General features: G+C 42.3%; 26 protein-coding genes. 13 read left to right on the top strand and 13 right to left on the bottom strand.

Annotation, left to right across the window (positions count from 1 at the left end; genetic code table 11):
* Positions 1-83: 83 nt before the first annotated feature.
* The 8 genes from V4467_02310 to V4467_02275 all read left to right on the top strand — a co-directional run bounded on the left by V4467_02310 (position 84) and on the right by V4467_02275 (position 5,243).
* Positions 84-626 carry a hypothetical protein gene (locus V4467_02310; protein MES2087807.1) on the top strand — a complete coding sequence of 181 codons (543 nt, stop codon included), beginning with the start codon at positions 84-86 and terminating at the stop codon, positions 624-626.
* 155 nt (positions 627-781) lie between these two features.
* Positions 782-1,561 carry an undecaprenyl-diphosphate phosphatase gene (locus tag V4467_02305; GenBank protein MES2087806.1) on the top strand — a complete coding sequence of 260 codons (780 nt, stop codon included), beginning with the start codon at positions 782-784 and terminating at the stop codon, positions 1,559-1,561.
* A gap of 138 nt (positions 1,562-1,699) precedes the next feature.
* Entirely contained in the window at positions 1,700-2,407 is a 708-nt protein-coding gene (locus tag V4467_02300) for a hypothetical protein (GenBank protein MES2087805.1), read from the top strand.
* A gap of 221 nt (positions 2,408-2,628) precedes the next feature.
* Positions 2,629-3,195 carry an RNA polymerase sigma factor gene (locus tag V4467_02295; protein ID MES2087804.1) on the top strand — a complete coding sequence of 189 codons (567 nt, stop codon included), beginning with the start codon at positions 2,629-2,631 and terminating at the stop codon, positions 3,193-3,195.
* Positions 3,185-3,931: a hypothetical protein gene (locus V4467_02290; GenBank protein MES2087803.1), complete on the top strand. Its 747-nt coding sequence runs from the start codon at positions 3,185-3,187 to the stop codon at positions 3,929-3,931. Before V4467_02295 ends, V4467_02290 begins: the two co-directional genes overlap by 11 nt.
* 151 nt (positions 3,932-4,082) lie before the next feature.
* Positions 4,083-4,589: an RNA polymerase sigma factor gene (locus V4467_02285; protein ID MES2087802.1), complete on the top strand. Its 507-nt coding sequence runs from the start codon at positions 4,083-4,085 to the stop codon at positions 4,587-4,589.
* Complete coding sequence (locus V4467_02280) at positions 4,586-4,849, top strand: hypothetical protein (GenBank protein MES2087801.1); 264 nt, start codon at positions 4,586-4,588, stop codon at positions 4,847-4,849. Before V4467_02285 ends, V4467_02280 begins: the two co-directional genes overlap by 4 nt.
* Positions 4,850-5,045: 196 nt before the next feature.
* Positions 5,046-5,243, top strand: coding sequence for a cold shock domain-containing protein (locus V4467_02275; GenBank protein MES2087800.1), 198 nt, complete (start codon positions 5,046-5,048; stop codon positions 5,241-5,243).
* Between the two features lie 155 nt (positions 5,244-5,398).
* Here V4467_02275 and V4467_02270 read toward each other — a convergent pair whose 3' ends face one another.
* Positions 5,399-6,964 (bottom strand): PEP-utilizing enzyme, encoded by a 1,566-nt coding sequence (locus V4467_02270; GenBank protein MES2087799.1) that lies wholly within the window; start codon positions 6,962-6,964, stop codon positions 5,399-5,401.
* 126 nt (positions 6,965-7,090) lie between these two features.
* Between V4467_02270 and V4467_02265 the strand changes: the two genes are divergently transcribed.
* Positions 7,091-7,708, top strand: a complete 618-nt coding sequence (locus V4467_02265) for a hypothetical protein (protein ID MES2087798.1) — start codon at positions 7,091-7,093, stop codon at positions 7,706-7,708.
* A gap of 257 nt (positions 7,709-7,965) precedes the next feature.
* Here V4467_02265 and V4467_02260 read toward each other — a convergent pair whose 3' ends face one another.
* From V4467_02260 to V4467_02235, 6 genes are read right to left on the bottom strand one after another with little or no spacing between them, the layout of a single operon-like run.
* Positions 7,966-9,462: a PEP-utilizing enzyme gene (locus tag V4467_02260; GenBank protein MES2087797.1), complete on the bottom strand. Its 1,497-nt coding sequence runs from the start codon at positions 9,460-9,462 to the stop codon at positions 7,966-7,968.
* Positions 9,463-9,472: 10 nt separating this feature from the next.
* On the bottom strand, positions 9,473-10,702 hold the full coding sequence (locus tag V4467_02255) for a hypothetical protein (GenBank protein MES2087796.1): 1,230 nt from the start codon (positions 10,700-10,702) through the stop codon (positions 9,473-9,475).
* A 23-nt stretch (positions 10,703-10,725) separates the two neighbouring features.
* Positions 10,726-10,968, bottom strand: a complete 243-nt coding sequence (locus tag V4467_02250) for a hypothetical protein (GenBank protein MES2087795.1) — start codon at positions 10,966-10,968, stop codon at positions 10,726-10,728.
* Between the two features lie 4 nt (positions 10,969-10,972).
* The gene (locus V4467_02245) at positions 10,973-11,206 is read right to left on the bottom strand and encodes a type II toxin-antitoxin system prevent-host-death family antitoxin (GenBank protein ID MES2087794.1); all 234 of its coding nucleotides are present in this window, start codon (positions 11,204-11,206) and stop codon (positions 10,973-10,975) included.
* Between the two features lie 43 nt (positions 11,207-11,249).
* On the bottom strand, positions 11,250-12,437 hold the full coding sequence (locus tag V4467_02240; GenBank protein ID MES2087793.1) for a redoxin family protein: 1,188 nt from the start codon (positions 12,435-12,437) through the stop codon (positions 11,250-11,252).
* Between the two features lie 11 nt (positions 12,438-12,448).
* Positions 12,449-13,156: a cytochrome c biogenesis protein CcdA gene (locus tag V4467_02235; GenBank protein ID MES2087792.1), complete on the bottom strand. Its 708-nt coding sequence runs from the start codon at positions 13,154-13,156 to the stop codon at positions 12,449-12,451.
* A gap of 103 nt (positions 13,157-13,259) precedes the next feature.
* On the opposite strand from V4467_02235, the gene infC reads away from it, so the two are divergent.
* The 3 genes from infC to rplT all read left to right on the top strand — a co-directional run bounded on the left by infC (position 13,260) and on the right by rplT (position 14,542).
* Complete coding sequence (gene infC, locus V4467_02230) at positions 13,260-13,757, top strand: translation initiation factor IF-3 (protein ID MES2087791.1); 498 nt, start codon at positions 13,260-13,262, stop codon at positions 13,755-13,757.
* Between the two features lie 201 nt (positions 13,758-13,958).
* The gene (locus V4467_02225) at positions 13,959-14,150 is read left to right on the top strand and encodes a 50S ribosomal protein L35 (protein MES2087790.1); all 192 of its coding nucleotides are present in this window, start codon (positions 13,959-13,961) and stop codon (positions 14,148-14,150) included.
* A gap of 53 nt (positions 14,151-14,203) precedes the next feature.
* Positions 14,204-14,542, top strand: coding sequence for a 50S ribosomal protein L20 (rplT, locus tag V4467_02220; GenBank protein ID MES2087789.1), 339 nt, complete (start codon positions 14,204-14,206; stop codon positions 14,540-14,542).
* A 64-nt stretch (positions 14,543-14,606) separates the two neighbouring features.
* Here rplT and V4467_02215 read toward each other — a convergent pair whose 3' ends face one another.
* Together V4467_02215 and V4467_02210 are read right to left on the bottom strand one after the other, a co-directional pair.
* The gene (locus V4467_02215) at positions 14,607-16,019 is read right to left on the bottom strand and encodes an MBL fold metallo-hydrolase (protein MES2087788.1); all 1,413 of its coding nucleotides are present in this window, start codon (positions 16,017-16,019) and stop codon (positions 14,607-14,609) included.
* A gap of 6 nt (positions 16,020-16,025) precedes the next feature.
* Positions 16,026-16,427, bottom strand: coding sequence for a hypothetical protein (locus V4467_02210; GenBank protein MES2087787.1), 402 nt, complete (start codon positions 16,425-16,427; stop codon positions 16,026-16,028).
* A 479-nt stretch (positions 16,428-16,906) separates the two neighbouring features.
* On the opposite strand from V4467_02210, the gene V4467_02205 reads away from it, so the two are divergent.
* On the top strand, positions 16,907-17,221 hold the full coding sequence (locus V4467_02205) for a hypothetical protein (GenBank protein ID MES2087786.1): 315 nt from the start codon (positions 16,907-16,909) through the stop codon (positions 17,219-17,221).
* A 47-nt stretch (positions 17,222-17,268) separates the two neighbouring features.
* Here the strand turns inward: V4467_02205 and V4467_02200 are convergent, their stop codons facing one another.
* The 4 genes from V4467_02200 to V4467_02185 all read right to left on the bottom strand — a co-directional run bounded on the left by V4467_02200 (position 17,269) and on the right by V4467_02185 (position 22,174).
* On the bottom strand, positions 17,269-17,871 hold the full coding sequence (locus V4467_02200) for a nucleoside-diphosphate kinase (GenBank protein MES2087785.1): 603 nt from the start codon (positions 17,869-17,871) through the stop codon (positions 17,269-17,271).
* Positions 17,872-17,943: 72 nt separating this feature from the next.
* Positions 17,944-18,684, bottom strand: coding sequence for a GNAT family N-acetyltransferase (locus V4467_02195; GenBank protein ID MES2087784.1), 741 nt, complete (start codon positions 18,682-18,684; stop codon positions 17,944-17,946).
* Positions 18,685-18,712: 28 nt separating this feature from the next.
* A complete protein-coding gene (locus V4467_02190) occupies positions 18,713-19,375 on the bottom strand; it encodes a hypothetical protein (protein ID MES2087783.1) in 663 nt (220 codons plus the stop codon).
* A gap of 39 nt (positions 19,376-19,414) precedes the next feature.
* A complete protein-coding gene (locus V4467_02185) occupies positions 19,415-22,174 on the bottom strand; it encodes a DUF87 domain-containing protein (GenBank protein MES2087782.1) in 2,760 nt (919 codons plus the stop codon).
* Positions 22,175-22,219 lie beyond the last annotated feature (45 nt).

The following is a 22,219-nucleotide window of genomic DNA, read 5'->3' as shown; positions in this document are numbered from 1 at the left end:
GATCTAGCTTCCACCCATATCATGCCTTGACAAAAATACTTATATATTCTATCGTATTGCCAGTTCGACAACAGTTCTCGCACGTGAAAAAATTAAAAGATTACTCCAAGCTCGTAAAGGGTCGAGTCTACAACATGGTGTATGTAGGAGAAAACAAGGCCTTCGGGAGGATAGACGGTAAAGAAACGTTCAGGGTCTTGGAAACGAGGCCGGAACTTAAAACGGTCACTTTGTTTGATATGTTTGGTGACCCTCATACTCCTGATCTGAGCGCTGGACCGGTTACCTACGGGAGCCCGGCAGTGTCATTCAAAGATTTCGAGCTCTTTGAACCAACCAACGAAACAGAGTGGTATAAAAAGTCGGCCAAATTCACATCCCTTGGCGCCGCGTTCGAACAAGGCCTCATTACCCAAGACGACATAGAGGACATGGGAAAACCCCGTAATCGCTGTCCTTTTATGCCATCATTCGGCCACGACAATAAAATGCTTGGGGTTGAGTGTGGTTTTTCTGTCGAGGACAAAACAAAATATCCTCTTCTACAAACCGTTTTCGTGGTTTGGCCGAACTGGGAAACGCTCTATGCGGACTTCAAGAAATTCGGCGTTGTAGTCGGAAAATAATCCCGCGAGTTACCTCGATTAGAAGACCTCGAATCTTCCAGTCGAGGTTTTTTATTTAAACCTACCCTCCAATCCTCACCCCCGAAACCTCGATCTCTCCTTTGAAACGACCACTGATCCTGTTCTCAAAACAAAATCAACGCTATTATGTAACCATGAACACAGGCTTATTGATTCTTTCTGTTCTTGAAGGCCTTACGGAATTTCTTCCGGTTTCTTCAACGGCGCACCTCATTATTGTTTCAAAAATTCTCCAAATAGATACCGCGGAGCCTTACATTAAATTTTTTCTACTTTTCATTCAGCTCGGCGCGTTACTGGCTGGCATTATCTTGTTTTCCAGAAAAGTTTTAACGGATAAAAAATTGCTGACGAATCTCTGTATTAGTTTTATTCCAAGCGCGGTAATCGGTTTTATTTTCTACAAATTATTTAAACTGCTACTTGAGGGCAACATGATATTGCTTGGAGCAATGCTTGCGCTGTGCGGTGCCATCTTTATCTATCTAGAAAAAGGATACATGAAAAATCACTGCGGCCCCGAAGGTTTTGGCACAACGGAAATTTCCAAAAAGGACGCGCTGATTATTGGTCTCGCTCAAGCAATCGCCATCATTCCCGGGGTTTCCCGTTCGGGTGCCACGATCGTAGCCGGCATTCTACGAGGTATACGAAAAGCCACCATTATCGAATATACCTTTCTCCTAGCTCTTCCGACCCTCGGCGCGGCAGTGGCGTACGACACTTTCAAATCTCGCGACCTGCTCATGCATTTGAATTCTTTTGGTAATTTAATTTCTGGTTTTTTACTTTCTTTCGTTACTGCCCTTGCCACACTGTACATACTTAAAAAGTATTTGCCAAAAATTTCCCTCACGGGTTTTGGATACTATCGCCTCGCCCTAGCTCTTATTGTGTTTTTGTTTGTACTCTAGTTTTTAATTAAATCAGCGGTATGTGAAATAAAAGGGAAACCTCGATTGTATTAACTATTACGAGAGCGAGATTAAGAGTTGGCCATCTAATCTTCCCTCTCACGTTACTAGCCAATCAAAAAATACTATGCAAATACAATGCCAATAAAAAGTACAATACAAAAATCTCTCTTCGCACTTGCCTCCCTCGTAGCACTCGGCGGCGGAGCGGGTCTGGTAGCTGTTGCTAACGCCCAAAGCACATCTAGCACCCCTCCTCCGCAAGCCCTACATTTCGGATCAAAGTTTGAAGGTTCTCTTCTCACAAAAGGTCCAGGCGTTTCGGGCACCGTCCTATCAGTTAGTGGCAATATCATTGCTGTCACAGGCAAAAATTCCACAACCACATACTCGGTGAATGCCGCCAACGCAAAGTTCTTTAAAATGACAGACGGAAAGAAACCGACAACTGCCACAATCGCTGACATCAAAGTTGGCGACACTGTAGGCGTTCGCGGTACCGTCACAGGCACTTCGGTTGTTGCAACTGAAGTGATCGATGGTCTCTTCAAGCCAAACCTTGGACATCACGGTGATCAAGGCGAAGGTAAGAGAGGTTTAGGCGGCACGGTTTCTGCAGTGAGCGGTAATACGCTCACCGTGAAGAGACCCGACGGTACTATCTACACGGTAAATGCCGGTGGCGCCAAAATTTTCAAAGTGGTCGAATTATCAGTCGCTGATATCAAGGTTGGTGATACAGTGGGAATCCAAGGTAGCGTTTCTGGCACCCAAGTGACAGCAACAAATATCTTAGACGGCGTATTGCCGAAATTCCCAAAGCCCCCAAAACCAACTTCTAACTAATTCAATTAAACTAACTATGGCAACAAACCCCCTCCTCAGGGGGTTTGTTGCAGTGAGAGCAAACCTTCCCCCAAAAGTGTACTATTAATGGAATCTTCATAATCGCCGCCCCTCGTCGTTACTTCACGATTTTCCTCCTGCAATGTATATGAATACATTTTAGTCGCAAAATCGTTCGCGCCTCGAGCTGCATCCGATTCCGAAGGTTCCAAATATTGAAGATGAGCGAAAACCTACACACAGACGAAGAAATAGCCCTACTTGTCAAAGCCGGCGACAAGGAAATTTTTGGCGTACTCGTCGAGCGCTTTGAACCAAAACTTTTGCGATACGGCAATAAATTTCTGGCACGGACTGAAGACGTCGAAGACATCGTGCAAGATGTTTTTATTAAGGTGTACCAAAATATTAAAAGTTTCAACCCGTCGCAAAAATTTTCTTCGTGGATTTATCGAATCGCTCACAATTGTTTCGTAAATGCTCTGAAGAAAAATTCTCTCAACCCGCTCACCTTGTTTGATTTTGATATTCTCGTTTCTCACACCGCCTACGACGACCCCGCGGGAGATGAACGTGAACAAAAAGAGATGCGAACAATGATAGACCGCGGACTCAACCAACTTTCTCCAAAATATCGCGAAATTCTGATACTCTATTATTTAGAAGAAATGCCTTATAAAGAAATCGCCGACATCTTGCAAGTTCCCGCGGGCACGGTCGGCATCCGGATCAAACGAGCGAAGGTCGAATTGAAAAAACTTTTAGAACCAATACACCATGAACAATAACCCCGAACAAAAAATATATACCATCAAGGAAACCATTCTCAATAAAATCAGAACTGAAGAATTGACTATGCGTCCGAAGGGATATTTTGTGGCGAAAGTGGCGGTTCTCGTGGGTATCTCAGTGGCCATACTATTAGTATCAGTACTCATTTTTAATTTTATATTTTTCACACTGCGCATTAACGGCCACGATTCCCTTCTCTTATTCGGTTGGCGCGGACTTTTCTTGTTTGTGGAAATTTTCCCCTGGTCACTGTTGTTTCTCGACGTTATTTTAATTTTGTTTTTGGAATGGATGGTACGGAAATTTCGTTTTGGATACCGAACTCCAGTGGTCTACCTCTTAATTGGCATTTTTTCAGCCACGATTGCGCTCGGACTTTTAATTGATCGTGGCACTGCGCTCAACGACGACTTTTTAGATCAGGCTGAAGCCCATCACCTCCCTTCGCCCTTCGGCGGATATTTTCAGGGAGCGCGAAATCATCTACCGGATGAGACCGGTATTTGTCGATGCGTCGTGACTGACATTTTAGGAAATAAATTAAGTGTCTATGATATTAATACGGGAACCTCAACTCGCCTCATCATCATTGTTCCGCCTGACGATCCGATGGCTACGACCTCCCTCTCTATCGGCGACATCATTTTCATCGCCGGCGACAGACACGGCAATACCATTGAAGCCTTCGGCATTAGTAAATTTCCACCTAGGGTGACAATACCAAACTACTAAGAAAACAGCCCCCGGCCGTAAGGCCGGGGGCTGTTTTCTACCTTAATTTTGGTTAAAAATACCTGTGTATAACAACTCTAGCCTCTGTTTTGACAGAGGTGTACTATTTATAATTAGAATTGTAATAGAAAGCCCGTAACTACGTCTCATCATGGGATCAGACAACAGGAAACAGCAATTTATAAAAGTATACGAAGAGTATTCGGACGCCCTATACCGATACTGCTTCTTTAAGATAAATGACCGGGAAATGGCCAAGGATCTTTTGCAGGAGGCATTTTTGAAAACCTGGACCCACATTGCCAAAGGTGAACAGATCCTGAACATGAAAGCTTTTATATACAAAGTTTTGGGCAATTTGGTCACCGACTACTATCGAAAAAAACGCGCCGTTTCGCTCGACGCGATGATTGAAACAGGATTTGATAAAGGGTTCAGCACAACCGAACAGCTGGAAAATCAGATTGATGGAGCCAAAGCCCTAGAAACATTGAAACAAATCCCCGAACTATATCGCGAAGTTATTTTCATGAAATATGTTCAAGAATTATCCTTGAAAGAAATAGCCGAGATCACCGAAGAATCTGAAAATGCGGTGGCTGTTAAAATTCACCGAGGTTTAAAAAAAGTAAAAACTATATTTGATCACACATCATGAACGAGGAATTTAAAAAAATAGTAACCAGAGCCCAAGAAGTTTCGATGTCAGGTCGGGAAAAAGAAATTATGTTTGGAAAAATTGTGGAGTTTGTGGAAAACCACCCTGCTGCCGCTCCGACAGAATCTCGTGCGAACGAAATTTCAAAATTCTGGAACCGATATGGAGTATTAAAGGTTTTTGACTCTTTTCAACGCTCCATTAAGCTAAAATTTTTTTTGCTCCTTTTGCATTTGGAAATTTTCCCAAGTAAGGACTAATTGATGCAGTTTCTTGAACCGGTAGTAGATTTTGGCGATACCCAAGGCGCGAGACAGCATCCGTGGCCAAAATTCACTACCGGGTTGACAAAAAAACTAATGCATGATAGGCTATTAGGACAAAAGAGTGTTGTAGCAATAACAAGTCGAACTATACTTATTTTTGTATTTTACTCGAAGAACCTCATAAAATAATATGACAGGAACAATCAAGAAGTTAACTGACAAAGGTTTCGGATTTATCTCAGGCGAAGGCTTGAGTAAGGACCTTTTCTTCCACAGCAATGCTTTGGTAGGAGTACAGTTCAACGAACTTCACGAAGGCGACACCGTTTCTTTCGAGACTGAAGAGTCTCCAAAAGGAATGAATGCCGTTAACGTACAGCGCGCGTAATCGCCGCTTCAAAAAGCCCCCGGCCTTACGGCCGGGGGCTTTTTGTTTGGCTGATTTTCTCTTAGCCAACCTTTTTAATTTCCTCTCTCTACCCTTCGACCTGCTGGTCTCAGGACCTAGTTCCATATTGATACTAAAATTTTAAACATTGTAGGTTAGATTTTTTTTACTAAAGTAACCTCACCGCGTTCGGCATCTATTTCTACCCGATCTCCTGTCGAAAGATACTTTGTAATTTCCTTAACTCCAACCAAACAAGGAACTCCAAACTCTCGCGCAACAATGACTTGGTGCGACGTTAGTCCACCAAACTCAGAAATAATGCCTCCGGCTTTTCTCAGAAACGGCACGAAGCCAGCACTCGTGGCAGTAACCACCAAAATCTCACCATCTTTTATAAGCGACGCCTCTTTTGGATCAAGCGCCACTCGCACAAGACCTCGCACGCTTCCACCATTTCCCACAACGCCCTTCCAGCTAGTCTGACTTGAATGCTTTTTAGTTTTTAACTGTTCATCCACAACAGCCTTGATTAAACCAGCATTCGAACCGGTAAAAAACTGCTCGTCATTTTCAAGAGTTACGTACGCACTCAACTTAAAACGGCTCTGTACTTCATCGGCAGAAATTTTTGTACCCTCGCGTAGTTGTTTTGAAATTTCTTTTGGGAAAAATTGCTTGAGTTCGGAATATGTCAGTCCTAGCCTTTTCGCAACTTCAGTATAAAGCGGCATAACCAAAAACGAAGACTTGCTCATCACCCAGTAATCCTCGGTCCGAAGAAAAGCCATAGCTCGTAACCCTAGGACAAGCAACTTCTCGCGGCGAGAAAGTCTGAGTTCCTTCAAATACCCGTGAGACTTTTCAATTGCCACCTCATCATGATTATCGCCAAGTCTTTTGGTTTTTATTTCAAGTGGTGCGTCAGGTATTACAAAATCAGTAATTTCTTTAAAGACTGTTTCGAGTGTATGCGGTGGATTGTTCACGAGAACTGGCATCCATTGATACTTTCGGAAATAGGCTTTAAACAACTTGGCAAACTGAGTGTCTGCACCCAAAGCTTCCGTATATGCAGCGCCAGATTTTATTAAAGCCAGTAAAGGTTCGTGCACCCGAATATATTTTATAATCGCAAACAATTGCTGTCGTTCTTTAAAAATCACCGATATTTTATGTGGAATAACCAAGGTTGAAATATATTCTGAAACAAGATTACCCTTCCCCATTTTTGTCAGACGTTCTGTCAAAATCTTTTCAAGAACCGGCGTAAACAATTTTTCAACATACCAGTCATAAATATCGATCATGCCATTGTATTCGAAATGTCTGCGGGCTTTTTCAAACAATTCCGCCAATTCCGAATTTGAAAGTTTGGCAAGATTTTTTATTTTTTTAATTTTCTGAAGTTCGCGGACATCACTGGCTACGCGCTTGCTATATCCTGTAGCGGAATTTTTTATAAAACCAGGGTCGTCCTCGAATTTTTTTAGAAGATCTTTATCGATAGCCTCGTAGCATTCAGCCGCTCGGTAGAAAGTGACAATACCATCTTGTGTCAAAATTATTTCAATAAGTCGTAATGATAGACCGCAAATTTTTACAGCCTCTTTTTCGTAAGCTTCCCCGCGCAAAACTAACGTATCCAGATGGGGCCAGTTCCCCGCCCAAGCATTTATCCAATGCAAACTTTTTATTTTTTCTAAAATAGTAGGATTCATAGAAATTTATTGTAATAAGATAGGTCAAGAATATCATATAAGGGTATAGGTGTAACTCAACTACAATCCTTGACGAAAGACTATAAATATGCTAGTGTCCTGATTAGCTTCGAAAACAAAATAAACATGAGCACACATATCTTATGCAACGTAATTGTTGCACGCCACTTTAAGGCGTTGCCTGGCGCGGTGGATCTCGACCGACCACTCAACCTGGAGGCATCCGGAAAGCAAGCGATGGCGTTTCGGGAAAATCTGGAAACCAGGATTCATGGCGATGCGGGCAAAGGGAGTATCGTCGTGCAAGGCTCTTCCCCCGCCTACCGCGCCCGACAGTCGCTCCTATTTGCGACGCTAGGTAACGAGTTTTGTAACTCACCCATCATTGTCCCCCAGCTCTACCCGGGTGACACACGAGACGGCCGGCTCATCCGCTGGGCTTGGTATGAGTACGGCAACGAGCTGGGAAAGTACCTGAGCAACAACGACGTGCGAAAGGCGCTTTCTCGACTCGGCAAAAGTGCCGCCGAAAAAATCGCCGACTCTGTTAGGGAGCTCGACAGGAATTCAAAAGCCCTGTTCTTCACGCACGGGCCACTCATCAACTTCGTGGCTCTCTACCTTGCGACTCTCGTTGGTGGTGGATCGAAAGCCGAAGAAATTTGTCTCGGCCGAGAAGTCGGAGAAGGTGGTAGCTTTTTCATCGGCCACAACGGGACTGCTCACCTGGCTCTCTATGATTAACTGATCACTGTCTCACAAAACGGAACTACTTGTTCCGTTTTTATTTTTTTAAAAATCTTGAGAATTACATAACTTTTCGTACAAGCCCCTTATCTTGCCCTTCGACCTGGTGGTCTCAGGACATAGTTCCATATTTACACTAAAGATTTTAAATACTATCTTTTTGCTTTTTCAACTACCCTAACCATACCACGATCTTGCCCTTCGATCTGCTGATCTCAGGACCTAGTTCCACAGTAATACTAAACTTAACATAACTATATATTTGCTCTTTTAACGACCGTAACCATACCACGATCGGCCAGTACCTCAATCATATCTCCATCCTTAAAATTGGTCGTAGCATTTTTAAGCGCGACGACGCACGGAATTTTAAATTCACGTGAGACTACAGCGGCGTGACAGGTTAATCCCCCAACTTCGGTAACAATCGCGGCTGCTTTTTTCATGGCGGGAAGATAGTCAACAGTCGTGGCATGCGTAATTAAAATGTCACCTTCTTGTACTTTGTTGTTTTCACTCGGAGAATGAACGATGCGCGCGATACCAACCGCAGTTCCTGTGCTAGCGCAGACACCTTTAAATTCATTGTTACCTTGGGCGTTCTTGGCATTTTTTTCCATGTGCTCGAAAAGAGCCCGTGCCTCAGCGGGAGAAAAATTGATACGGCGTTCAACACTTTCATCAGTGCCAACTGCCACAATATTTCCTTTCGAAACAAGAACTTCCACAGGCACAGCCTTTCCTAAAAGACAATTGACCACGTCGGTCTCGTAAAATTTTCTTAAATCATTAACTGGAATTTGTAGTCGCCCCCCTATCTCAGTGTAGACAGGCATCAAATAAAACCCAGCCAAACTAACGATGTATTCAGCTTCATTTCTGCCATCGAGCGCTAAACCAAAATCAACAAAGACCTGAAGATCTTCTTTTGAAAGATTGTACTGTTTTACGATTTTTTTAATCTCGGCATTTCGTGATTTTGAATAATTTTTAAGTTCGGCAAATTCTTGCTCCAGAACATCCTGTTCCTTTTTCAAAACGTCAGTAAGTTCCTTTTTATACCATGCTGAATCCCAAGCAGTTCCAAACGTAAAAACCGGCATCCAACCAAAATTTTGTGATAATTTTTCTGATGCACTCTCAACAGAAGTTTTGCCCTTCTTAATTTTCAAAGCCTCACCTAAAACTGCTCGTTTCTCTTCAAGTGTTGTGGAAATTTCTTCGGGCTTGGTCAAAGCAAAAATAACTCGATGGTATTCAACAGAATCTTTCGCAAGACCGAGCTTTTTGATTAGAATACTTTCCATGTGTGGCGTCCAATATTCCTCTCCGAGAAAACCAAACTGGTCGAATACTGTTAGCTCATGAACAATTGAACGGTTCTTTGTATATGCCTTAATAAGACCTTCGTTCGAAATTTCTGAAAGATTTCTTGGGTTAACTTTTGGCAAACTTTTCTTTGCCATCTTTTTTAAACCATAAACTACGCGAATCTTTTTTTCGAGACCTTTGTAATTTTTCTTTTTGATTGCGTCAATTGTTGAATACAGCAATCTGAAATAGGAGAGCGGTACATAGTCATGCAAATAACCATCTTCAAGTGTATTAATCCACAAAAAACCTTTTGGTATTCCAAAAATTTTTTTGAAATTGTCCGAGACTTCTTGGGAAAACCAAGTATCACAATCAAGCGGCAGAAGTGGCCACTTCCCGACTTTAACAAGTTCGGTGTGAAAATAATGATTGTCCATATAGCGGATACTAACGTATTTTGTGAGAGTTTGGAAATACGACGTCCCAGAGAGCCGACGAAGGGTCGAGGGGCTCCCCGTAGAGCGGCATATGGTGCAAATCGAGAAACGGCAAACTATTGCACTCGATTGCACCAACGAGCTTCTGTTCTGTCCACGGCTTTTCAATGTCTTGCATAATGAAATCCACTCCTACAAGGGAGTTGTCGAGCACCCGCGCCAGCTTTTCGAAAATTTTTACATTTTCCGGATGAACCTTGGGAAGCATCTCAGTATTGGATCCACCCTGACCTCTTCCTACTTTTTGATTCAACGTCACAAAACGTCCTTTCTCTGGAATTGCAGTCCAGGATAAATTTTGTCGAGTCAGTTCTTCCTCGGCCTCTTTGTCCAACGCAATTTCATGAAAAACCCAGTTGTGTCGTTTTGGATTAGCATTTTCCTTTTCAACTAGTGCGCGGACAGGGGTAACACCGTCTCCTATTACAAATGGTGGCTCACGCCTGAGTGCGCCTGCAAGTTTGCCGCCGATCAACGTAATGCGAAAGACAAAACCTTGTAATTCTTCTTCAATGACAACCCAGGGTGACAACTGTCGAGCTTTTCGGAAAGCCTTGAGAAGCTCTGTTTCTGTGGAAATGTGCGTCGTCGTATGACGACTGCGAGATCCGAGGTTTGGTTTAGTGATTACCGGATGATTGAGTGTATGAAAAAGTTTCAAAGCGCCGCGTTCGGTCATCGCTACTCCGCCATTGGCAACTGGAATGCCTCCGGCTCGAAATTTCTTTTTCATAGTGACCTTGTTATCCATCCACTCAAGCGCAGCCCGAGAATCTTTTTTTGGTCGAGGCAATCCTTCAAACAAAACTTTTTCTCCTTTAAATTCAGCAATAAAAAGAATGCTCGGGCGATTTAAAATTCTAAACTGGCGCATCTTGATTCCCCGAGCTTCGGCTGCCTTCCACAAACATTTTGTTCGATCGATATTGTCGTCTTCTAGTACATCAGTAATGCGAACCAAATGCACCCACGAAAGCACTCGGAAAATCGCCGGCATAATCATTTCCAATTTCGGAAAAACAATATCAACTACAATATCCTCAAGTTTTCCTAAAGGAGTAGTAATAACTTTTATTAAAAATCCCAAACCAATAGTGGTTCGTGAGGCAAAATGATTGAGTGGTGCAGTGCCACAATCGGGACAATAATTTTTGTTTTTTGTAATAGATGCTCCGCTCATGCGGATAAGTCTAGCAAAATATGCTAAAAATCTCTATAAGTGCTTTCATTGCGACGTTCGAGAGCAAGAATAAATATACCGCTCTCTGTTTTCTGATAGATAATCCGTACTGTACCTTTTCGAACTCGAAATATATCCGTCCGGCCTTTTAACTTTTTAATATCGAGACTAGTGGTATTTCCCTTTTGAATTTTCTGTAAAATTTCTTTGACGAACGCTCGTTCTTTTTCAGAAAGTTTCCGTAACTCCTTGTTAATTCTATCCATAGAATTAGAGACGTGAAATCATTTCGCCAATTTCTACCCCGCCTTTCTTTAATTTCGTAAAATCAATAACTTCTTCCCACAAATTTTCATCATCTACTGGAGAAACTTTAAACACTGGCGAGGAACGACGAACCACGGTGAACGATTCACCTTTATCAACCTTTTTAATATAGGTTTCAATATTATTTCGTAGCTCTTTAAGACCCACGATGTTGCTTTTAGACTTGATTACTTTCATGTGCAAAGTTTATCTTAAGATAAACTTATGTCAAGAAAGCATTTCAACCGAAAGTAAACGTATAGGCATCGAGCCCAGAAGACTCCATTTCAATTTTAAGCGTGTGCTCTTCTACCGTTTTATTTTTAATTAGTTTGTACAAGCGATCCTCTTTTATTTGCGCGGTGCTGTCAGCTGCAACATCTTCCCCTCTTGCATCTGTCACCAAAACTCCATCTTGGTAAATTTTAATCTGGGCTCCTTGTAGTGAACTCGCCACAAAATATACTTCCTGAGCTTTATATCGAAACTCAATAGTAGCTCCAGCCTTTTTATTTTCTGCAAATTCAGGTTGTACGTCCCAATCGCCTCCAAGATACAGAGCGTTTATAGTAGCTGTTTTTGGTAAAGAAAAACTTTGCACACCACTTTTTCCCGCAACTCCATTGCTCAAGTATTGATTACGATCAGAACCAAAATAGGTTTCTGGACTTTCTGGACGTGGTGAAACTAATTCATCGATTTTGGTAACCGAGGTTTTCACCTGACCTGAGAGACCAAACACCTTCATTCGCTCATTGAGCAATTCTACAATTTTATTTTCTTTTTCTTCATACCCCCCTTCCCCTATCGACTTGTGAACAATGAATCCGTCAATGTCGATCAAATATTCTTCCGGCCAATACTGCATGCCATAGGCGCGCGCTGTACTAGCGTTACTGTCGAGTACCACAGGATAGGTAATGCCAAATTTTTTCACGGCCGCGGAAACGTTGGCGTAATCTTTTTCAAATTCAAACTCCGGCACATGGAGTCCGATAATTTCCAAACCTTGATCTTTATATTTGTCATACCAACTTTTGAGATACGGCAACGTTCTCTGACAATTGATACAGCTGTATGTCCAGATATCGAGTAAAATTACTTTTTTACCGATTAAACTTTGAATAGTGAGCGCCAAGGGTTTACCGGTAGCATCAAGATCGGTGTTGATAAATCCGGTAGGACTTACAATTTCTTTTGCGAGAGGATATTTTTTAGATTTTTCAGCCTGACGAAGCGATGCGACTGTAGACAAATCAGGCAAGGTTTTTGAAACATCGCTCGTGCTCGTGGCAACAGAAACTCCAAAAGGAACAATGGCGACAGAATTTCCAGAAATGCGCGCGGGTAATTGATTTTGCAAATACAAAATCGCCCCGACAATACTACAGATTACGATCACGAGCAAAGTTGTATTTTTGGTTCCCATTTCCGGGTTTTTTACTTAAGCAAAAACTGATTTAATAATTCAAAGCTGGCAATCCGACTTAAATTTCCGGTAAAAATTAAAATACCGAGAATTACAAGTAGCGCTCCGAAGAAAATATTGACGTACTTGAGTGTTGTTGCGTATTTCTCAATGAGCGTGGAAGCTTGGCTGGTAAAAAATCCGATTACTAAAAATGGCAACCCTAAACCTAGGGCGTATGCCAAAAGCAACACAAAGGCTGAACCAGGCTGGCTTGCCGCCAAACCTAAAATCGCTCCGAGCGCCGCGCCAACGCAGGGCGTCCAACCAGCAGCAAAAGCCAAACCAAAAAGAAATGAGGTGACATATTTTGAATGAATGCCGGTTTTAACTTTAAATGTGTGAGGCTGATCAAGGAAGGAAATTTTTAAAAGACCAGTGAGATACAGACCAAAAAGAATTACCAAAAGGCCGCCGGCTCGAGACAACCAAATTTGAACGTCGTAGGCCACAGAAACAAGAGCGGTGTTAAGTAAGACCCCAAGAAGCGCGAACACAACAGAAAATCCCACGACAAAAAATAATGAGTTTAAAAAAATATCTTTCTTTTTAACATCTCCCCCATTAAGAGAGCTTCCAGCTAAATAGGAAAGAAATCCGGGAATGATTGGCAACACGCAGGGTGACGCAAAAGAAACTAAACCCCCGACAAAAGCTATATAGAGTGAAAAGGAATTCATGTGAGAATTATATCATGAGGCTTTATATAACTTGAATTAGAGTCTCCACTGTGCTTAAATATACTAACAACGTTACTCAACGTTTGAGCAACAAAAACTAATAATGAGAATAAATCATCAGATTCGGGTAGCCGAAGTACGAGTAGTTGGAGAAGACGGTCAAAACTTCGGTGTCATGACACTCCAAAATGCCATAACTCAAGCTCAATCCCAAGGGCTTGATCTTATTGAAATTTCTCCAAACGCCGTGCCACCGATTGCCAAAATCATGGACTATGGCAGATACCAGTACACAGAGAGCAAAAAACAAAAGGCTTCGAAAGCCAAGGTGCAAATTACTGAAGTGAAGAGTGTTCAGATCAAGGTTGGTACTGGAGATCACGATTTGGAACTTAAAGCCAAAAAAGCTTCTGAGTGGTTGAAGGATGGCAACCGCGTGAGAATCAATCTTTTCCTTACGGGCCGTTCAAAATTTATGGATATGAAATTCCTTGAGGAAAGGATCAACCGTGTTTTGCGATTGGTGACTGAACAATACAAAATATCTGACACCGCTAAAAAAGGACCAAAGGGTGTCTCTCTCATGATTGAGAAAGCCTAAGTAAAATAACGAGCAAAGCGAGTATATTTTACTTACCCTCCCACTATTTTCACCCAGCTTTACTTTCTACCAACGTTCTGGTAAAGTGTTCTTCACTGGCTAAATTAACACTATAGGGCAGTTTCTGAAAATGGTGGGAGGGTCATTATTTTCTAAACTCGCTAACCTGCTTAACAGCAGGCAGACTCATTAAGAAAATATATGAAAACCAACAAATCATACGCCAAACGGCTTAAAGTAAGCAAAAACGGCAAAATAACGGCTCGAAAAGCGGGTCAAAACCACTTTAATGCCAAGGAGTCGGGGCGTTCTCAAATGAAGAAGAATCGTTCAATGGCTATTCAGATGACAAACCAACTAAGAAGCCGATTTCTTAACGGTGTCAGTAAATAGTTCCCTCTTTTCTTTATCTTTTAACTTTAACCTTTCAACTTTAAACTTATTTTATGACCCGAGTAAAAAAAGCAGTCAACGCGCTCAAGACACGCCGCAATATGTTAAAGCAGGTAAAAGGTTACCGCTTTGGACGTGGCACCAAAGAAAAGATGGCACAGGAAGCGATCTTCCACGCTGGAACCTACGCCTTCGCTCATCGTCGCGATAAGAAAAATGATTTCCGAAAACTTTGGAATGTAAAAATTAACGCCGCCCTTGGTGAACTTTCCTACAGTAAATTTATTGGGATGTTGAAGAAAAAGAATATTGAGCTTGATCGAAAAATTTTGGCTGATCTCGCAGAACATTCTCCTGAGACTTTTAAAAAAGTTTTGGCACACGCAAAGTAGAATTAGGAATTTAGAATCATGAATCACGAAAAATCCCGCCGCGCAAAGCGCGGCGGGATTTTTATTATTCCAACTCAACAGTTTCCCCTTGCTCCGGATGTATGGCACTGATACCAGCATAATCACGTAAACGCTGAACTAGAAAATTAGCGGACTTTGGCTCCCCCATTACCACAAAAACTTTTTTCACGGTTTGAGCGGTATTCGCGGCAAATTCAATCAAATGGTCAGAGTCTTTGTGCGAAGAGTAGCCAGAGATATTTTCAACGTGGGCGCGCACCGCAATTTTTTGGCCATTAATATGAACCTCCCTTGCGCCGTCTTGAATGATCCGACCAAGACTGCCCGCAGCTTGATAGCCAACAAATAAAATAGTGTTTTCCGCACCAGGTAAATAATTAACTTCATGATGCAAAATTCGTCCACCGTGGGACATACCCGAACCAGCGAGGATAATTTTCGGAGCTGGGGCGTGAAGAATGGCTTTTGATTCTTCAGAGTGTGGCGTGTACTTTAGTCTGGGAAATTTAAAAATATCATGTTCTGCCATAGCGGCTACATTCCAATTCTCTTTCATTGATTGGTAGACTTTTGTTACTTCAATCGCCAACGGAGAATCTAAATACACAGGAACAATCGGGATTTCGTGCGCCTCTTCGAGTTCGTGAAATTCATATAAAAGAACTTGAGTTTTTTCAAGCGAAAAAATTGGAATAATGAGGGTTCCCTTTCGTTGCACTGACTCGGTAATAATATCTTTGAGGTGTCTGCGGCGAGAAGTTTGATCTTCGTGATTGCGATCTCCGTACACACTCTCCATCACCATATAGTCAGCATCAGTAATTGTTTCGGTGTCACGCAAAATGGGAGTTGGAGTATTACCCAAGTCCCCCGTGAAAACAATTTTTCTTTTTTCTCCAGCTTCATTCAAAAAAGAAATTTCGTACATAGAAGAACCCAAAATATGCCCGGCATCTTTTAAATACACACTAACGTTTTCCGAAAGTGAAAAATTTTGGTGGTACGGAATATTCCCCCAAAGTCTGAGAGCTGCTGAAACGTCTTTTTGCTCGTAAAGTGGAAGCGTACCCTTCCTCCTGCATTCCTCCTCAATCAGCTTTAAAGCATCGTTGAACATAAGTTCAGTAATGGCGTGGGTTTCGGGTGTACTGTAAATCTTCCCGCGAAAACCATCTCGCACAAGTTTGGGAATTCTACCAATGTGATCAATGTGAGCATGCGTTACCAACAAAAAATCAATCGAGCTAGGCTCATACGGAAAAGAACTCTGATTTTCCTCATCAGCAAAATTTGATCCTTGGACCATGCCACAATCTACCAAAATTTTTAGCCGATGCTTCTGATCGGCTCCCCGAACCGCCTCGGCATCGGGGCTACCCCCGACTTCTAAGAGAAAATTAGCGCCCGTTACACTTCCCACTCCCCCGAAAAAACTAAGTTGAGATTTTTGAGACATAGTAATTTATAATTTATGATCCGGACTTTTTAACGAATATCGATATGCAACATAACTGCCAATAACACCAAACGTGAGATCTTTAACAACATCGAGCGGATAACTGCCAATCGAGTTATCTGTGAAGCCATTACAATATTCAAAAATTTCCCACACCCCGCCAACAATGAGCACGCTAATAAGAGCAACGAGGAGGACAGTGTTGGGCTTTGGAGAAACGCGGCTTTTGCGATACAAGAAAAAAATCCCGAGAGAGGCGAATCCCAAACACAATCCCCCTAAAAAGTGAAGGATGTTGTCAAACCACCAGTAGTGCCAGTACAAGAAAAAAGTCACCGCGAGCGTGTGAAGCGCGGCCACGATGACCGCAACAAAAAATGACAGGCGAAGTAACGCGGATGATGACATGCAAGAAGTATACTAAAAGAACCGAGCTAAAGCGAAACACCTTCCCGATGTACATCGGGAAGGTGTTTTCGATTAGGGTTATCGTGAGATAGTCACCTAGCACAAGGCTAAGTGGGTGACCGCAATTGCATTCTTCAGAACGCTTCTCGTTGCTACGAATTTTTTCGTCTCAATGAGAAGCGCTCATCTGATTGCAACAATGTAGGTCTCCCTTAAAAATTGTTATAGAGTAACTATCTCAAATAACCCTACTTTCTATTATACTCCTCTTAAAATAAATGCAAGCTTGATAGAACTTCACGCTCGGCGCCCTTCGTCGTTGCTTCACGATTTTGCTCCTGCGGTGTATATGAATACACCTTAATCACAAAATCGCTTGCGCCTCGAATTGCATCCGAGCGCGAAATTCTATACCTTAAATTACTTGCAACTTTAAAATGCTTTGTTATTGTGGCACGTAGAAAACGTTCCAAAATATTATGCCTGCCAAAAAAGGCCATCGTTATCCCGTCCTGTGGAAATTTAGCGAGATTGTAGCCAAAAGAGAACTTCAACAGCTAGCAAAGGACGTTGGCTCACCAACAATAATCATGACGCCAAAATCCCTCGGCGCTAGCCAGAAGCGCAAATACCGTGAACTCCTTCGCTTCCACGAGCGTAATGTGCGGGAAAAATTTGGCATACCTCTTCGTGAAGCTTTGATGTCACTGACATTTGGGGAAAGGATTAGGTTGTATATCAAAATTCCGGATCGGCGGCCAATCGATCTTTCGTCCTATACGCCAAAACCCTAATTCGCCGAGCGAATTAGGGTTTTTATCTTAAATAAATACACGCGAGATCATTCCATAATTCCGTCCAAATTGACATCGTACAAAATTCCTTCTTGCACCAAACGGTATTTCAAAATTTCACTTTCTTTAAACCACAATCCAATTTCACGCTGAGCTTCTTCTACTGAATCTGAACAATGAATTAAGTTTCTGACAGCGCGATCGTCAACCGCTGAAATTCCATAGGAGTCAGTTGTGAGATCACCGCGGATGGTTCCAACATCAGAGGTTGAAGGTTCGGTACTACCAGTAATTTTTTTAACTACTGCTACGGCCTGATTACCTTCCCAGACAAGCATCACTACAGGACCAGAGGTCATAAATTTCACCAATTGGCCGATGATCGCTTTTCCATACTCAATCGGCTCTTTATCCACCGTTTGACCAGAACTTTTCTTGTCTTCGTAAATTTTTGTTCCCTTTTTCAAAAACCAGGCATCATCTTTGTTATAGTGTTTCCAAAAAACTTTTTCATCCCCCATGCCAAATTTCATTGCTACGAGTTTGAGCCCTGTGCGTTCATATCGTTCAATAATCTCGCCGAGTAAGGTTCTTTGGACTCCATCGGGCTTGATAATGACAAAGGTTCTTTCGGTTTTTGGGTGGTTCATTTTATTATGAGCTGTTAGTTAATAGCTGGTAGCTTATAGGGTTTTGGACAAAAAAGCAATTCTCATTAAAAATTATTCAAAATTCTTTCTCATCAAAATTTGGGTATGAACTTGACCGTCGCCTTTTTCTCCTTTTTTCCCATCAAACTCTTCGAATCCCATCTTTTTGTATAAGCCTATAGCCGGTAATGCATCTTCAATAACATCAAGCTCGATGTTTTTTGCGCCACGCATTTTTGCTTCATCAAAAACTTTAGTAATTAAAGTCTTGCTAAAACCTCGTCCTGCCATTTCTGGAATGGTATACACTCGTCTTAATAGAAACCGACCAACAGGTTTTTCTTGTAACCCTGCCATTGCCACAATCTCTCCATTTTGCTCAATACCAAACATTTTTATACTAGGATCACCTAATTTTTCTCGCCAGTAGGCTTCACCTTGCTCGGGTTCTTTGCGCACAGATGTTCCCCACGCCGCCGCATCAGTCTCGAAACCCCTCAAGCGAAGTTTTTTATACTTTTCCCATTTTTCAGGCGTCAACTCAACAACAGGTTTATCTATTTTTTCTAAAGCCTCTTCATTCCTTATTGCATCCGTAGTGGCCACTATCGAATCAGATGGGTTTTGGTTGGGATTTAAACTGCTTCTGACCTTCCTAATTTTTTCCTTATCACGCTCGCGAGCCAATAAACTATCCTGAGCTACGGAAGTATCTTTTTCTTTCTCTGCTTGTGGCCTAACTTGAATGATTTCTTGTTTTGATACCCCCTCTAGAGAATCAAGCGAATTTGGTTCTGGAAACATTTCAGACATATTCTTATACTTAACCCTTGATATATGATTAAAAATCTACATTCTTACCATCAAAATCTGGAGATGAACGAACAGGTTTTGATTCAGAGTTTGCTTCTTTAGTGGCCGGCTGATGACGTAGACCACTTTGCATATCTAAAAGTTCCCGCTCTCTCGGTGTGTAATCTGAATCAACAATCGGAATAGAGGTACCGTTTACCGTAGCGGCAGTTGGAACCAAACCTCCCACAATTTCTATTTTAAAATTTTTTGATACATCCACACTGATTCCTTTCTTCTGAGCCAATTCGAGCACCCTCATTTTCATCCCTTCCTGAAAAAGAGCGGCGTCGGCAGCATCCACATATCCCTTGTTTAGTAATTGATAATAACCTTGAAGAAAAACATTGCTGGAGAGTTCTGCTCCCTTAGCTACGGCTTGTTCATTATCCAAAATCATTTTATTGATATGCGCATTACGCTCACTGAGTTGTTTATGCTGTTCCGCCAATCGGCCACCAGCATTACGCGTTTCAACGCGAGTATGGCTTGGATTGTCTGAAGTCTTTGACGCATCATTCTTATCGTCTGGAGAACAGCCTTCCGCAGAAAGAACCGCCACAGCAACTGCGCCTAGCGCCACACCCTTCTTCAACGTATCTCTCAAACTATCAGATTGTTTTTGATTTGGTTCTGGGAATTTTTCGGACATGATTTTAACTTTAAACTTTTTAACTTCAAAACTTTTGAACTACTTTTGGTATTTTTTCATAATCTCCGCTTCTACCTCTTCTCGATCGCGGCCGAATTTCAAATAGGAAAGTTCTTTCAGTTTCTCGATGTTATCTCGATTGCCGACTGGCGGCGCCATGGTTTCAATATTGAAGGGCTTCACAGGACGTCCATTTACCAAAAGTTTCAAATACGCATTGCGGTTGTCCAAATTGACGATATCGTGCTCTGTAAAAACCGGTTCCAACTGTTTAGCCAAAAATTCCGCGTCCTCAGATCCAACCCGAAACACGGCCAAAGAACCGACGTTGCCAAACACTGCGTCTTTAATCTCATCCTCAAGTTGGGCGATGAACTGGTGAGCGACATGAAGCGAGAGTTTGTACTTGCGAGCCTCGGAAAGAATCGTGGCAATTGAATCAGTCGTAATATTTTGGAATTCGTCGATATAGAGATAAAACGGCGGCAAATCTTTTCCGTATGAATCAACCCGCGACAACGCCGCCATTAAAATCTTGCCGACTAAAATAAGACCAATGAGGTTGGCGTTGATATCTCCCAGTCTGCCTTTGGCCAAATTAACCAAAAGAATTTTTTTGTTATCCATAATTTCGCGGAAATTGAAACTGGATTTTTCTTGGGCGATAATCGGACGCATGATGTCGTTCGCCAAAAAGTTGTCGAATTTGGAAACGATGTAGGGCACGATGTTGGCCAGTGACGCTTCCCCACCCGCTTTATCCGCCACTTCGCGCCAAAACTGGGTAACGATTGGATTATTACACTTGGCCAATTTCATTTCACGAAAGGTTTTGTTGGCAAGCACGCGAGAAACATCGAGAAGGGTGTTGCCTGACTCTGGGTCTTCAATCGTTAAGAGAACGGCGTTGCGGAAATACTGTTCGAACATCGGACCTCCCGCCGTTTTCATATCAAACAGTTTATTGAAAATGCTTAACATTTCGTTGACCACGAAGGTTTTCTGTTCAGGAAATCTCAAATCGTACTCAAGCATGTTAAGCGCCATCGGACGCGCGGTGTTGCTCGGATCAAAGTAAATTAAATCTTCGTAGCGGTTCGGCGGAATAGAAGCCAAAATATCCTGAATATCGGCGCCGTGGGGATCAATCATACAAACCCCTTCCCCATTTTGAATATCCTGCACGATCATGTTTTTCAAAAGCGTGGTTTTACCAGTTCCGGTTTGCCCAATGACGTAAAAATGACGTAAACGATCTTCCTTGGTCATGAACACCTTAGTCTCAACCGAGCGGTCGCGGTTGACGCCCAGTATCACTCCTTCGTGTGGGAGGTCGAGCGGCGCGGCGGCTGAGCCTGCTTTCGCATGTTTTAACTGCGGACTCGACTGGATACGACTCGACGGGAAGTGCATCATGGTCGTCACCTCTTTGAGATTAAGTGGCACGGCATCATCGTCTCCAAAAATTCTAAAAGAAAAAGCGTGCAAAAATTCCGTGAGCTTCGATTTATTTTTAATCTGTCTGAAAGAAAGTTTATTACCGTGAGTGTTTTCAAATTGATTGAATGCCGCTTCAAGATCACTCAAAATAGCTTCGGCTCGAGCGTCATTTTCTGCCGAGGCGACAACCCGAATCGAAGTCAAAAGCATCGGACTGCTCACTTTATTCTTCACCTGTTCAATTGCCACATCATCGAGTTGCGGGTTAGTTGAGCGGTTTTCCTTTTTCTTCAGCTGTTTGGCGTCTCGATTGGTAATGATATCTTTAGCCTCCTTCATAATAGCGCCGAAGATAGTCATGCGAATGTCGGTGGCACGCGAAACCGATGAACCTTTCTGTAATTTCTGCAAAGCTTCTCGATATTTTTCGAGGTACATGTGTGGAGCTGGGCGAAAAACCATTTGCACTGCGGCGCCTTCACCATGCTTTTTGATTTTTGAAAAACCGTTGAGCAGTACGTTTAGAGGATCAACAGTAAATTCCTCATAAGTTTTAAGTGGAAACACCGGCTTTCTTCCAGAATATGCCTGTGAAGCAATCGAAACACCGGATTCATTAAATATATTATAATCATTTTTGGCTTCCTTGATTTTAGCGTTATGAAAAATCGACATAATCTGCTTTTCAAAAAGCGCGCGCTTACTATCGGGCACTGAAACATAAAAAATAAATTCTTCACTACCGTTGGCATTAGCAATTTCCACACTGAATGAGTCACTGTTCGATTTGCCGTCAGGCGAAACGCTCATCATGCCGGCGTAAAATTGCTCCATGCCAGCAATCAGGTCCTTTAATTCTTTTTCTCCATCTTCTTTTGAAAGTTCAGGCAAACTGATTTCATAGAGCGTGCTATGAAAAGCCTTTGCAAGCGGGGTTTTTTCCTGCAAACCTTTGATCACAAACCCTGCTTTAACATACTGAACTAAAAATCGATGAAAATCATCTTCCAGGTGAAAATCCCCGAGTTTTTGAATAATACTCAGAGTGTTTTTTATGCCTTTCTCTTCAAGCACAGCAATCAGTTCTTCAATTTTTTTATCATGCTCTTCCGGAGAAAGTTCGAGAACAATGGCTTCCTTGTGCACCTGCTCCAAAGCATAATTAGGTGCTAACACTTTTTCTACAGGTTTGGCGGCATATTCTTTAAGTACCCTACTCGCAGCCACATCAGGAGCTTGTTCTGTTCCAACTTTTTTGGCTTCAACTTGATGCCGAGAAACTTCCTCACGCAAAAATTTCAGTTCATCTTCAGGAGAACTAAACTGTTTGGTCTCAACGCCCAGAGATCGATTTTCCATATAGGAGAAATTATACCCTATTTTCTGAAGATAGTGATAGTGAAA

The organism is Patescibacteria group bacterium, from assembly GCA_040390045.1.
Taxonomy (GTDB): Bacteria; Patescibacteriota; Minisyncoccia; order Phycocordibacterales; family SIBU01; genus SIBU01.
The sequence above is the reverse complement of the archived record's forward strand: the minus strand, read 5'-3'. Positions and strand labels throughout refer to the sequence as shown.